This window comes from Thalassospira tepidiphila MCCC 1A03514, assembly GCF_001662875.1.
In the GTDB taxonomy this organism is placed as follows: Bacteria; Pseudomonadota; Alphaproteobacteria; order Rhodospirillales; family Thalassospiraceae; genus Thalassospira; species Thalassospira tepidiphila.
On sequence record NZ_JPVZ01000010.1, the window covers coordinates 52,722 to 67,126 of the forward strand.

A 14,405-nucleotide genomic window follows, 5' to 3' on the forward strand; every position below is an offset into this window, starting at 1 on the left:
AGGTTATGGTCGCCATTCGGGTTTCGTCGCCAAACTTTCTGCTGACATTACGTGCACCCGATGACGGTCCTGACCTGCCAATGGTAGGAAAGCAGTTTGACGACAGGCAGATGGCAGTACGCTACCGCGCTGATTGCAGCGGGTCTAACGTCGCTTGCAATCGGAACAACCGAAGTAAGCGCACAGCAAAGCATTGATGTGCGTACAGACGAAGCACGCCAGTTTTCCGAAGATTTCGAGCGACTCACCGACGTAACCGCACGGGCGAACTTTCTGCTGAGCACTGATGATGGCGGCGACATCACCTATGCCGATATCCTTGCAAATCCCGATGACATCGTCCTCAACTTCCGCTGGGCCAAGGCGCAGCTGGCGCGTGGTGACGTCCGCGGGGCATCGGCAACCCTTGAACGCATTCTTGTTCTGGACCCGGATCTGGCGCCGGTACGCCTGTATTACGCGATTGTTCTTTATCGCCTTGATAGCCTGGACGAGGCCCGCAGCCAGTTTGATCGCCTGTTGCAAATGGATATCTCGCCAGATGTCGAAACCAATATCCGTCAGTATGTCAGTGCCATCGAACGCCGCCGCAAGCGCCTGTCACAAAGCCTGACTTTGACACTGGGAAGCCAGATCGACAGCAACCGCAATGCGGCCCCGAACGACAAGGTCCAACTTCTGACCGGCACGCCGACGACCATCACCGCAAGCGGCGACAAACCCAATAATGACATCGCCTATATCGGGGCGCTTCGCTATGACGTCAGCTATGATCTTGGCTATCAGGAAGGCCACGAGGTTTTTGCAAGTTTAACCGGTTATGGCAGTGACCAGGTTCAGCTTGACGCGCTGGACCTTGGATCCTTTTCGGCAGAAATCGGCACGCGTATTCGCGGCGGATACTGGATGCTGACCCCGACACTCAGCCAGACCGCACAGTCGCTTTCGCGCGAGAAGTACCTGACCGCCAGGACCGGCCGCCTGCGGCTGGACTGGAACGTGCGCCCGTTCTTTAACCTGAACGGCGATGTCAGCTATTCTGACGAGCGATACCAGAACACATCTGAATCCAGTGCGCTTCGCCTGCATTCGGGTCAGCGCTATGGCGCACGGATCGGCGGCAACTACAATTGGTCGCCAAATCATCGTACGACGGTGAATTTTGCGGCCGGGATGAAGGAAGCCGCCAGAAACTATTACAGTTACAATAGCTTGAGCGGCGAGCTGATCCATGCTTATCTGTTTGGCGGGGGAAGTTACATCAGCGGAAGCATCCGCTATGGCATGGACCAGTACCGGGATCCGGATTTTTTGACGACCGGCAATTCGCCGCAACATCGCACGGATCGCAGTACTCGGACCCGCCTGACATACGGTGCACCGCTTTCGACGATATTGCCGACCGACTTGTTTGGGGATAGCGAAACGGCAAATCAGATACTTGGCTTTCTGGCACCGATCAACTGGTCGGTCACCGGTGAGTATCTGAACACAAAATCAAACATTCCCAACTACGAATACCATAACGCACGTGCACAGGTATTTCTGACACGCCGCTGGGAGTTCTAGTGATGCAAATGGCCAAATATTCGCCCCTGAAATCGACTGCGACAATTCGTCGGTTTGCTGGCGCAACGTTGCTTTGCGCACCTTTGATTGCCGCAACAGTCTTTATGGCGCCAAAACCCGCCAGTGCAGAACTTGAAGCCGAAATGGCGGGCATCTCGGCCGCTGTAACCGGCGAAATCACACTTTCCAAAGTCACCGGCGAAGTCGGCATTCTGGTTGAAAGCGGCATGCCGGTCTATCTGGGGGATCGGATCGTTACATCGGCCAACTCGGGCATGCAGGTCCTGTTGCTTGATGAAACGGTGTTTACCATCGGCCCGAACAGCGACGTTGCGATTGACGAGTTCGTCTATGACCCGGCCACCGGCGACGGACAAATTGTCGCCGATATGGCCAAGGGCGTGATGCGCTTTGTCACCGGTAAAATTCCGCTCAACAATCCATCGAGTATGGATGTGAACCTGCCGGTCGGCTCGATTGGTATTCGCGGCACCATTGGCCTGATCCGATCCATGACGGCCGAACAGGCAAACGAAATCGTGCCGGGCAGTTTTGATACCACCGACGCAAACACCGCAAACCAGCTGGTTTTCATGGCGGTCAATCAGGGGCCCGGCCTTTCGCGTAATGACACAACATCACGGCCCGGCGCCTTTGCCGCCTTTAACCAGAATGGCGGCTCGCAAAGCGTGACCGGCGAAAACTTTGGCGTCTTTGTCTCAGACCGCAACGTCACCACGCCCACACGTTTCCCGACCAGTGCCGCGACGTTTGATTTTTCGGCGAATGTTGTGCGCACCGCATCACTTGGTGGTGGCTCGGATTCCGGGGCAGGTGCAAACTCGACCTCATCAGCCACTCAACAGCCTGTTGTCACGAGCCAGCAAACCGGACAGGCGCAAAACCAGACCGGCGCAACCAGCGCACAAGCCGTTGACGTCGCCATGGCGCAAATCGGAACAGTCAACAGCGCCCAAAATGTCGCTGAAACCACGTCGATCCTGAATAATAATCTGGTCAACAATACAAGCAGTTCAGGCGGCTCATCTGACCCATTTAACTATGACGGACTTCGTCAGGTAATGAGTGGTAGCGCCACAACAGGCACCTTGAATGTCAGTGGCGGCGGAATTTCATACAGTTTCTCGACAACGGTCGATTACGCAAACAGAAAGATCGATGTTTCATTTACCAGCATCAATGATGGCGTAGGGACAGGTGGATCGGCGTCCTTTTCCGGTTTCGACTACTCAGCAAGCTCCGGGAATGTCGCCTTTGACAACAGTGCTTTTAGCTACAACGCCGCCTGCAATACGATGAACTGTAATCCGTCTGCGACATTTACGGATGCGACACATGTCGATTTCAATGTGAAGACCACGAACGTTCCGAATGGAAATGCATCATCCGGGACATTGAATTGATCCTCTTGATCCTTCGATCAAAGGCACAATCATGGGTCTGAGAAAATTCGGTCTTATGACCGGGCTGCAATATATCGTTCCGCTGGCCATACTCTTCACCTGCATCGTTTTGCGCTGGCAGAATGTGCCGGTGATTGATCAGCTGCGTTTAACGGTTTTCGATCTTTATCAACAAATTGCACCGCGCGCTTATGAAGATGTCGGGGTTCGGATTGTCGATATTGATGAGCGCAGTTTGGCCAGCGAGGGCCAATGGCCGTGGCCGCGTACCAAGCTTTCGGAATTGCTTTATCGCCTGCGCGCCAATGGGGCGCTTGTCGTTGGCTTTGATATGGTTTTTGCCGAACCTGATCGTACATCCCCATCACGTGTGATCGACGATTGGCCGCAAAGCACGGAACGTGATCGTATCGCGGAAATGGCAAAGGCCTTGCCCGATCACGATCAGTTATTTGCCCAATTCATCAAGGGTACTGGCAACGTGGTCACCGCGGTTCAGCTCCGCAATGGCGAGTTTGATGCCCTTCCCCGCCAGGTCGGGAATTTCAGTGCAGCTGGCGAAGCAGGTCGCACGCTTTCAGATTTCGTTCCGGTCTTGCCAAGTGCAGCCAGAAACCTTGATATTATTGAAGCGGCTGCGACCGGCAATGCGCTGGTCAACGTCTCGCCGGGTCAGGACGGGATTGTACGCCGTGTGCCGTTGATGGCTGCCATCGACCATGATCAGCCAGGCATTGGCAAGCCAGTTTACCCGACACTCAGCCTTGAGATGTTGCGCGTTTTACAGAATGCCCCCAAGACCATGCTGGTGCGGATGTCAGGGGCGAGCGGCAGTACGCGCTGGACCAACTCGGAAGGCATTGCGTCCGTTCGCGTTGGTGCCCTGACCATCCCGACGGATCGCGCCGGGTATATGTGGGTGCATTTTACCGGCCATCAGAAAGACCGGTATCTTTCGGCGACAGATATCCTCAACGGAACGGTCGGAACCGACATTCTGCAAAATAAAATGGTGCTACTGGGAACGAGTGCAGCCGGGTTGCTTGACTTGCGCTCCACCCCGCTTGATCGCGTGATCCCGGGGGTCGAAGTCCATGCCGAGATGCTTGAACAGATGCTGCTTGAACATTTCATGACCCGTCCCTATTGGGCGGCGGAGGTCGAAATGCTGGTCCTTCTGATCATCGGCATGTTCTTCATTCTGGCAGTTCCACGGCTTGGTGCGGTCTGGCCGGCGGTGATTGGTCTGGCGGTTGCGACCAGCGCGATCGGCATTTCCTGGTGGGCCTACTCAGATAAACTCGTACTCATCGATCCGCTCTATCCGATTGTCGGTTTGGCAGCCGTCTATCTTGCAACCAGTTCGCTTGGTTTCATGCGGACCGAGGGCGAACGCCGTCAGGTGCGCGCAGCCTTTGCCAACTATCTGTCACCGGCATTGGTGGCGCAACTGGCCGAACATCCCGAACGTCTGAAACTGGGCGGGGAAACCCGTGACATGACCCTGATGTTCTGTGATGTCCGCGGATTTACCGCCATATCCGAAGGTTTCAAATCCAATCCGCAAGGCCTGACACGCCTGATCAACCGACTTCTGACACCACTGAGCGAATGCATCCTGAACCGTGAGGGCACGATTGATAAATACATGGGCGACTGCATCATGGCGTTCTGGAATGCGCCACTTGATGTTGAAAACCATGCCCACAATGCCTGTGACAGCGCGCTTGCGATGCGACATGCGCTTAGAAAGCTCAATGACGAACGCAAACAGGAAGCAGAACAAGCCAATGAGCCCTTCCTGCCGCTCAATGTCGGCATCGGGATCAATTGCGGTGATTGTCTTGTCGGCAATATGGGATCGGATCAGCGCTTTGATTATTCGGTGCTGGGCGATGCGGTCAACCTCGCTTCCCGGCTTGAGGGACAATCAAAGAACTATGGCGTCGATGTCGTTCTGGGCGAGGATGTTGCCACACGGGTTGGTGATGATTTCGCACTGATCGAACTCGATTTGATCACCGTTAAGGGCAAAAGCGAGGCACTGCATATTTTTGCCCTGCTGGGCGATAAGGACATGGCGGCATCAGCGCAGTTCAAAAACTTCGCCGATTTGCACGCGGCCATGCTTTCGGCCTATCGCGCCCGAAACTGGGATGAGGCCGAAAATTTGATCGCAGAATGCCAGCAGGCATCAAGCGATTTTGCGAAGCTTGGCGACCTTTATGATCTTTACGCCAGCCGCATCGCTTTGTTCAAAGAAACGCCCCCACCAGCCGATTGGGATGGCGTATTCATCGCCACCAGCAAATAGCTTACTTGCCAAGCACGCAAAATCCAAACAATCTTGGCCAACCACCAAACAGCATTGCCTTGCCAAACTGCGCGCCTTTTTACGTCATCCCTTTGAGGCCCCAATGAACTTTTCATCTGACAATGTCACCCCGATCTGTCCGGAAATCCTTGCGGCTATCGCCGCCGAAAGTGATGCCAGCGCCCTGCCCTATGGCGCGGATGACAAAAGCCAAAAGCTTGATGCTGCTTTTTCAGAATTGTTCGGGCGTGATGTATCCGTCGTGCCGGTTGCAACCGGAACGGCGGCCAACGTCATTGGGCTTTCTGGGCTGGTGTCGCCATTTGGCGGCGTGGTCTGTCATCACCACGCCCATATCAATGTCACGGAATCCACAGGTGTTGCCTTTTACGGCGGCGGGGCAAAGTTGCTGGGGATTGACGGGCCGTCGGCAAAGATCGAAGCCGACGCACTGGATGCCTATTTGACCAACCATGTTTCAAACGGCATGCATTCAGTTGATCCGGAATGTGTTGCGATCACGCAAAGTACCGAGTTCGGAACCGTTTACAGCGTTGATGAAATTCAGGCGATTGGATCGGTTTGCCAAAAACACAATATGCGGCTTTTCATGGATGGGGCACGTTTTGCCAATGCGGTTGCCGCCCTTGATTGCCACCCATCTGAAATCACATGGAAAGCCGGTGTTGACGTCCTGAGCTTTGGCGCCACCAAGAACGGCGCCTTGGCTGTTGATGCGATTATTTTGTTTGATCCGGAACTCCGGCGCAAAACGGAACAGAACCGCAAGCGCGGCGGCCATCTGTTTTCCAAGCACCGCTATCTTGCCGCACAGCTTCTGGCTTATCTTGAAGATGACCTATGGCTGCGCAATGCCCGTCATGCCAACACAGCCGCACAGGCACTTGCCAAATCCCTTTCAACCATGGGCGCAAAGCCAGCCTTTGTTCCCCAGGGCAACGAGCTGTTTATTCACATGACCAATGCCTTGGCCGAGAAGCTCCGCGATGCAGGTATTGTATTCCGCCCCTGGCCGTCACTTGGTCCGGATGCCTATCGGTTTGTCTGTGCCTGGAACAGTCCGATTGAGTTGATCGAAGCCTTGCCGGAAACCGTTGGTCAATAGCGCAGCCTTGCCATGCCGCCCGGCTGCATGTGATATCACCGCCCCAATGCCACCAAAAAACGACGAGATTTAAGATGAATTTTGCCTCGGACAACGTATCGCCCTTTTGCCCGGAAATTCTGGAAGCCCTGACAAAGGACGCGTCTGTCAATGCGCCGGCCTATGGCGGTGACGATCTCAGCCAGCAACTCGATGCAGCCTTTTCCGAACTGTTTGACAAGGAAGTTGCCGTCATCCCGGTTGCAACCGGCACTGCGGCAAACTGTATCAGCTTGTCTGCGCTTGTTTCGCCCTATGGCGGGGTGGTTTGCCACCACGAAGCGCATATCAACGAGGATGAAAGCACCGGCGTTGCCTTCTTCACGGGCGGCGCGAAGCTTTTGCCGATGGATGGCCCGGCAGCAAAGCTTGAAGCAGATGGCCTTGATGGCTTTGTCAGCGGTCTGGTTGATCGCGGTGTGCATTCGGTGTCGCCTGAATGTGTGGCGATCACACAGGCTACAGAACTTGGTGCGGTGTACACGGTTGAAGAGGTCAAGGCGATTGGCGAGGTCTGCCGCAAGCATGATCTGCGCCTGTTTATGGACGGGGCGCGTTTTGCCAACGCGATGGCACATCTCAAATGCCATCCGGCCGACGTCACCTGGAAGGCCGGCGTCGATGCCCTCAGCTTTGGCGCGACCAAAAATGGTGCGATGGCGGTTGATGCCATTGTTCTTTTTGACACCAGCTTGAAACCCCGGATCGAGCAGGCGCGCAAACGCAGTGGCCACCTGCATTCCAAGCACCGCTATCTGGCGACCCAGCTTCTGGCCTATATCAGGGATGATGTCTGGCTGAAAAATGCCGCCCACGCCAACGCAGCAGCGCAGGCCCTTGCCGACGTCCTGATCAAACAGGGCGCGTCACTTACGCATGCGGCAGAGGGCAATGAGCTGTTTATCAAAATGTCCCCGGATCTTGCTGCAAAATTGCGTGATGCCGGTCTTATGTTCCACGGCTGGCCATCGCTTGGTGCCGATGTTTATCGATTTGTTGCGGCGTGGAACGCGGATATCGTGCAAATCACGAAACTCAATACCACTCTAGGGTAGAAATTGAGGCAAAAAGGACGGGTGAAATCAAACGAATCATTATGATTCAATAAGATATGAATCGTTTAAAAGCACATTTTAAACACGTGATTTAGCGATTTCACCGGCCGAGCCTTGAAAAAAATGCACTGCTGCAATGATGAAACCGGACAGTGAATTTCATAAAAATAACAAATACTTGACTTAAATTCATCATTCGGACCTGCGGTCGCACTACGTAAAATCCCGCAGGAACCGTTGACGATACGCAGAAACCCTGATTACTTTCCCTCGTCGATTGCCAACATTCATACCTGTTGGATCGGGTAAACCTCGTCCGTTGCAAAATATGCTGTCAAACGTGACCGGATCAAATGTCACGCGGACAGCATTGATTTGCTCGGACCAGCCTTGAGGGAGGCATTTAATGAAAGCGAATTTCGTCAAAGTGGCACTTGGTGCAGGCCTGCTTGCAGCCACCGCACTTGCTGCTCCGACTGCCGCTTCGGCAAAAACCCTGGTATATTGCTCGGAAGGTAGCCCGGAAGGCTTCAACCCGCAGCTTTACACTGCAGGTACGACCTTCGATGCGTCTTCGCGTCAGGTCTTCAACCGCCTCGTACAGTTCAAGCGCGGTACCACCACCATCGTTCCGGGTCTTGCGACCAGCTGGGACGTTTCGGCTGATGGTCTGGAATATACCTTCAACCTGCGTGAAGGCGTGAAATTCCACACCACCGAAGACTTCACCCCGACCCGTGATTTCAATGCTGATGACGTGATCTTCACCTTCATGCGTCAGTTTGACACCGAGCACCCGTATCATGGTGTTTCGGGCGGCGGTTACGAGTACTTCAACTCGATGTCGATGGGCGACTTGGTCAAGGACATCGTCAAGGTTGACGATCAAACCGTCAAATTCGTGCTGAACCGTCCGGAAGCACCGTTCATCGCCAACATGGCCATGGACTTCGCATCTGTTCTGTCGGCTGAATATGCTGACAAGATGATGGAAGCAGGCACCCCGGAAAATGTTGACCTGAACCCGGTCGGTACCGGTCCGTTCCAGCTCGTTGCCTATCAGAAAGATGCGGTTATCCGTTACAAAGCATTCCCGGAATACTGGGAAGGCAAAGCAGCAATCGATAACCTGATCTTCGCAATCACCCCGGACAGCACCGTTCGCTACCAGAAGCTGAAAGCTGGCGAATGCCATGTCATGCCGTTCCCGAACCCGGCTGATCTGGAAGAGATGGAAGCAGATGCCGACATCAACCTGATGAGCCAGGAAGGTCTGAACGTTGGTTATCTGGGCTACAACACCCAGAAAGAACCGTTCACCGACCCGAAAGTTCGTAAAGCACTGAACATGGCGATCAACAAAGACGCCATCATCGAAGGTGTTTATCAGGGTGCCGGTTCGGCTGCGAAAAACCCGCTGCCGCCGACCATCTGGTCTTACAACAACGACACCGTTGATGACCCGTATGATCCGGAAGCAGCCAAAGCCATGCTGGCAGAAGCTGGTTATCCGGACGGCTTCACCACCGACATCTGGGCGATGCCGGTTCAGCGTCCTTACAACCCGAACGCACGCCGTATGGCTGAACTCGTTCAGGCTGACTGGGCTGCTATTGGTGTGAACGCCGAGATCGTATCCTACGAATGGGGTGAATACCTTGATCGCACCAAAAAAGGTGAACAGGGTACCTTCATGCTCGGTTGGACCGGTGATAACGGTGACCCCGACAACTTCCTCGCAGTTCTTCTTGGCTGTGACGCAGTTGGCAGTGCGAACCGTGCACAGTGGTGCAACGAAGAGTTCGATAACCTGATTCAGCAGGCAAAAACCACCTCGGACGTTCTCGAGCGCACCCGTCTGTACGAAGAAGCTCAGCTGGTCTTCAAACGCGAAGCACCGTGGGCAACCATCGCACACTCGATCGTGTTCGAACCGATCCGCAGCGAAGTTGTTGACTACAAAATCGATCCGTTCGGTGGTCACATCTTCTATGGTGTAGATCTCGCTGAATAAGCGTATCAAAACCTGATCAGAGAGGCCCGGTTTTCCGGGCCTCTTTGCAATTTCGCAAAAGAGAGAGACGTCCGCCTGCATCCTTATGTGTGCGGACACAATAAAGGCCCGATGGCATGCTAGGATTCCTGTTTCGCCGTTTGGGGGACATCATCCCGACCTTCTTCGGTGTCACCCTTTTGGTATTCTTCCTGATCCGCCTCATTCCCAGTGATCCCATCCTGATGATGGCTGGTGAACGTGGTGTCGATGCTGAGCGATATGCAGAGCTTCAGGCTCAGTATGGTTTCGACCAGCCACTGATCGTTCAGTATTTCGATTATCTGATGGGCGTATTCCAAGGGGATCTTGGCAAATCCTTTGTCACCAAGAAACCTGTTCTGGACGAATTCCTGACCCTGTTCCCGGCGACGGTCGAACTTGCAGTCATGGGTATCCTGTTTGCTGTGATCCTTGGCATTCCGCTGGGAGTGCTTGCCGCCATTAATCGCGGGAAGTGGCTCGACCACCTGACAATGTCTGTATCCCTTACAGGCTATTCGATGCCGATTTTCTGGTGGGCGCTGCTTCTGATCATGTTCTTCTCGACCACCTTGGGCTGGACGCCGGTCTCGGGTCGAATATCGGTCATGTATTTCTTTGAGCCGGTGACCGGTTTCATGCTGATCGACAGCCTCCTGAGCGGTGAGAAAGGTGCTTTCACCAGTGCACTCAGCCATATGATCCTGCCTACCGTTGCGCTCGGCACTATTCCGATGGCGGTGATTGCGCGCATGACGCGCTCCTCGATGCTGGAAGTCCTGGGCGAAGAATATATCCGCGTTGCACGCGCCAAAGGTCTGGCACCGATGCGGGTAATCATGGTTCATGCGCTGCGTAATGCCTTGATCCCGGTGATCACGGTGATCGGCCTTCAGGTCGGCGTGCTGCTGGCTGGTGCAATCCTGACGGAGACGATTTTCTCTTGGCCGGGTATCGGCAAATGGATCATCGAAGCCATGAACCGTCGCGACTATCCGACCATTCAGGGTGGCATTCTGATGATTGCCTTCCTTGTGATGGCCGTGAACCTGATCGTTGACGTTCTGTACGGGATTATTAACCCCCGTATCCGTTACAAGCGCTAAGGAGAGCTGTGAGATGAGCGAGAACACCACCCCGTCCGCAGCACAGGCCTCAAACGTTGCCGAAGCAGCCGTTGAGCCCGTCGGCGCACCGCCGAGCCCGATGCGCGAAACTTGGGACTATTTCAAAAAGAACCGTGGTGCCTTTGCCGGTCTGATCGTCATTGCGATCATTCTGTTTCTGGCCGTGACCGCACAATGGATCGCACCGTTCGACCCGGTCGCACAGGACCGTACCGCGTTTCTGAAACCGCCGATCTGGATGGAAGGTGCCGATCCCCGTTACATCCTTGGCACTGATGCGGTTGGCCGTGACATCCTGTCGCGCCTGATCCACGGCGCTCAGTTGTCAGTTTCGATCGGTGTCGTCGTCGTGATCCTGTCGATGATTGCCGGTATCGTGCTTGGTATGGTTGCCGGTTACTTCCGCGGCTGGATCGAAGTCGGCGTCATGCGCCTGATGGACATCATGCTGGCCCTGCCCAGCCTGATCATGGCACTTGCGATTGTTGCCATCCTCGGCCCGGGGCTTGAAAACGCGATGCTGGCCATCGCCATCGTCCAGTTGCCGCACTATGTGCGCCTGACCCGTGCATCGGTCGTATCCGAACTTAACAAGGAATATGTCATCGCATCGCAGATTGCCGGTGCCGGTCATGTCCGCCAGATGTTCGTCAATATTCTGCCGAACTGCATGGCACCGCTGATCGTGCAGGGCACGCTTGGTATTTCAAGTGCGATCCTTGACGCTGCTGCCCTTGGCTTCCTTGGCCTTGGCGCGCAGCCGCCGCTGCCGGAATGGGGCACCATGCTGTCCGAGGCCCGTGAATTTGTGGGCTCGGCATGGTGGGTGATCACCTTCCCCGGCCTTTGCATCCTTGTCACCGTGCTTGCCTTCAACCTGATGGGTGATGGCCTGCGCGATGCCCTTGATCCCAAGATGAAACGGTAAGTCATGGCTCTTCTCGAAGTAAAAAACCTGACAGTCGAGTTCGGCTCCGAAGACAAGCCGTTTCGTGCTGTTGATTCCGTAAGCTATTCTGTTGATCGTGGCGAAGTCCTTGGCATCGTCGGTGAATCCGGTTCGGGTAAATCGGTTTCATCGCTTGCCGTGATGGGTCTGATTGATTTTCCCGGCCGCGTTTCGGCGGATGCCCTGACCTTCGATGGTCAGGACCTGATCACCATGCCGGCAAAACGCCGCCGCGAGATCACCGGCAAAGACATTGCCATGATCTTTCAGGATCCGATGTCGGCGCTTAATCCGTGCTTCACGGTCGAAGCCCAGATCATGGAGGCCCTTAAGGTCCATGAAGGCGGCAACAAGAAGCAACGCCGTGAACGCACGCTTGATCTTTTAAACCAGGTCGGCATTCCCGATCCGAAGTCGCGCATGACCGCCTATCCGCATCAGCTGTCGGGCGGCATGAGCCAGCGTATTGTTATTGCCATGGCGATTGCGTGCAACCCGCGCCTTCTGATTGCCGACGAGCCGACCACGGCCCTTGATGTGACCATTCAGGCCCAGATCATCGATCTGTTGCTGAAACTGCAAGAAGACAGCGACATGGGCCTGATCCTGATCACCCACGATCTGGCACTGGTGTCGGAGGCCGCCAACCGCATTCAGGTGATGTATGCCGGTCAGCTGTTTGAAAGTGGCCCGGCTGACAGCATCTTTGCCGCACCCCGCCATCCCTATACGCAGGCGCTGCTCGAAGCGCTGCCGGAACGGTCCGAAGGCCATGACCGTCTTCGCACCATCCCCGGCGTGGTTCCCGGTCAGTATGACCGCCCGCAGGGATGCCTTCTGGCACCGCGTTGCCGTTATGCCAATGAACACTGCGTGAAATCGCGCCCGGAGGTCACCGACTTCAATGGCCGCGATGTGCGCTGCTTCTATCCGCTAAATGATCAGGGCCAGCCGACCGGCCTGACCGCTGATACGACCACCGGGGAGACTGTGTAATGAGTTTTCTGGATACCAAACCCGGTGTTCCGCTTCTGGAATCCGATGATCTTGTCCGTCACTACGAGGTCAATCGTGGCTTTGGCAAACCCAGTGCCATGGTCAAGGCGCTTGATGGGGTTTCCTTTACTCTTGAATCGCAAAAGACCCTTGCGGTTGTCGGTGAGTCGGGCTGTGGCAAATCGACCCTTGGCCGTCAGCTAACCCTGATCGAAAAGCCGACCTCGGGCGCGCTGAAACTGAATGGCAATGCCGTTGGCAACCTGTCTGACAAGGAAGCCAAGCAGTTCCGCCGCACTGTTCAGATGATCTTCCAGAACCCGTATGGGTCGCTGAACCCGCGCAAAAAGGTTGGCCAGATTTTGGCCGAGCCGGTTCTTTTGAACATGGACAATCTTGGCCGCAAGGAACGTGAAGAACGCGTCCATGCCACCATGGCAAAGGTTGGACTGCGCCCGGAATTTTATCAGCGTTATCCGCATATGTTTTCCGGTGGTCAGCGTCAGCGTATCGCGATTGCCCGTGCCCTGATCCTTGAGCCGAAAGTCATCGTCGCGGACGAGCCGGTATCGGCCCTTGATGTATCGGTGCAAGCACAGGTCCTGAACCTGATGATGGACCTGCAGGAAGAGATGAATGTCGCCTATGTTTTCATCTCGCATGATCTTTCTGTCGTCAGACATATTGCAGATGACGTCATGGTGATGTATCTCGGTCGCGTCGCTGAAAAGGGACCGACTGACGAGATCTTTGCCAAGCCGCTGCACCCCTATACACGGGCGCTTTTGGCGTCGGCACCAAAGATCGACCCGACACAACGTGTGAAGGCAGAACCGCTGACCGGCGAGCTGCCATCACCGATCAACCCGCCATCGGGCTGTGCGTTCCATAAACGTTGCCCGTTTGCGACCGAGGAATGCGCGAAAGTTCGCCCGGAACTGCGCAATTTCGAGGGCCGCGAAGTGGCGTGTCATCGGGTCGAAGAAATCGCCTGACAACAGGCGATCGCCCGGAAAGCCTAACAGCTATCCAGGTAGACAAGGGAGCAAGGGGGCGCGCTTTTAACAAAGCTGCGCCCCTGCGCATTTCTGAGGATATGTTGCCTGAATTAGGCCGTCGTACGTGACCGGTCGGTGAGTGCAAGCAAAACACCCGCCCCGACCAGAAGCGTGCCCGAAACACGGTTAAGCATCCGCATATGTCGGGCTGACTTGATCAGGCCCTTAACCTGCCCGCCCAGCAATCCATAGGCCAGCAAAACGCTGGTCTCCATGGCAATGAATGTCACCCCCATGACGGTGAATTGCGGCCCGTATGCCACCGCCGGATCAAGGAATTGCGGGAAGAAGGCCGTAAAGATCAGGATCGCCTTGGGATTGCCAATCGCGGTCAGGAACTCGGTCTTGGCCAGATTAAATGGCCCCGGATTGACCATAAGCTCGGCCGGACCGGTCGTTTCATCACTGTCATTGACCTTGGCAAACCAGCTTTTAAGACCAAGCCAGACCAGATAAACCGCGCCACCCCATTTGATCACAAGGAAGGCCGTTTCACTGGCGGCCAGCACCACACCAAGCCCGGCTGCAGTCACCACAATCATCAGGGCAAAGGCAACAATACGGCCAATCCCGCCCACGGCAGCAGACGATACGCCGTACCGCGCGCCATTAAACATCGCGAGAAGATTATTGGGACCGGGGGCCATCGCCAACGCGATCGCCGCCCCGGCAAAAAGAAGCCAGGTGTCGAGCTGCATGGGGCTATTCCTGTA

At 55.2% G+C, this 14,405-nt stretch carries 11 protein-coding genes; 10 read left to right on the top strand and 1 reads right to left on the bottom strand.

Annotation, left to right across the window (positions count from 1 at the left end):
* Positions 1-96: 96 nt before the first annotated feature.
* From TH4_RS17470 to TH4_RS17515, 10 genes are all read left to right on the top strand, one after another.
* Positions 97-1,569 (top strand): tetratricopeptide repeat protein, encoded by a 1,473-nt coding sequence (locus TH4_RS17470; RefSeq protein WP_064782129.1) that lies wholly within the window; start codon positions 97-99, stop codon positions 1,567-1,569.
* A gap of 2 nt (positions 1,570-1,571) precedes the next feature.
* Entirely contained in the window at positions 1,572-2,993 is a 1,422-nt protein-coding gene (locus TH4_RS17475; RefSeq protein ID WP_064782130.1) for a FecR family protein, read from the top strand.
* Positions 2,994-3,024: 31 nt separating this feature from the next.
* On the top strand, positions 3,025-5,307 hold the full coding sequence (locus TH4_RS20975) for a CHASE2 domain-containing protein (protein ID WP_064782131.1): 2,283 nt from the start codon (positions 3,025-3,027) through the stop codon (positions 5,305-5,307).
* Positions 5,308-5,410: 103 nt separating this feature from the next.
* Positions 5,411-6,433: a threonine aldolase family protein gene (locus tag TH4_RS17485; protein ID WP_064782132.1), complete on the top strand. Its 1,023-nt coding sequence runs from the start codon at positions 5,411-5,413 to the stop codon at positions 6,431-6,433.
* Between the two features lie 74 nt (positions 6,434-6,507).
* Positions 6,508-7,527: a threonine aldolase family protein gene (locus tag TH4_RS17490; RefSeq protein WP_064782133.1), complete on the top strand. Its 1,020-nt coding sequence runs from the start codon at positions 6,508-6,510 to the stop codon at positions 7,525-7,527.
* A gap of 406 nt (positions 7,528-7,933) precedes the next feature.
* The gene (locus TH4_RS17495) at positions 7,934-9,541 is read left to right on the top strand and encodes an ABC transporter substrate-binding protein (RefSeq protein ID WP_063087351.1); all 1,608 of its coding nucleotides are present in this window, start codon (positions 7,934-7,936) and stop codon (positions 9,539-9,541) included.
* A gap of 116 nt (positions 9,542-9,657) precedes the next feature.
* Positions 9,658-10,668, top strand: a complete 1,011-nt coding sequence (locus TH4_RS17500) for an ABC transporter permease subunit (RefSeq protein ID WP_063087349.1) — start codon at positions 9,658-9,660, stop codon at positions 10,666-10,668.
* A 13-nt stretch (positions 10,669-10,681) separates the two neighbouring features.
* Positions 10,682-11,617, top strand: coding sequence for an ABC transporter permease subunit (locus tag TH4_RS17505; RefSeq protein WP_064782134.1), 936 nt, complete (start codon positions 10,682-10,684; stop codon positions 11,615-11,617).
* A 3-nt stretch (positions 11,618-11,620) separates the two neighbouring features.
* Positions 11,621-12,634 (top strand): dipeptide ABC transporter ATP-binding protein, encoded by a 1,014-nt coding sequence (gene dppD / locus TH4_RS17510; RefSeq protein WP_064782135.1) that lies wholly within the window; start codon positions 11,621-11,623, stop codon positions 12,632-12,634.
* Positions 12,634-13,629, top strand: a complete 996-nt coding sequence (locus TH4_RS17515; protein WP_008891559.1) for a peptide ABC transporter ATP-binding protein — start codon at positions 12,634-12,636, stop codon at positions 13,627-13,629. The genes dppD and TH4_RS17515 overlap by 1 nt, the downstream gene beginning before the upstream one ends.
* Before the next feature lie 113 nt (positions 13,630-13,742).
* Here the strand turns inward: TH4_RS17515 and TH4_RS17520 are convergent, their stop codons facing one another.
* Entirely contained in the window at positions 13,743-14,390 is a 648-nt protein-coding gene (locus TH4_RS17520; RefSeq protein ID WP_064782136.1) for a LysE family translocator, read from the bottom strand.
* Between the last annotated feature and the right edge of the window lie 15 nt (positions 14,391-14,405).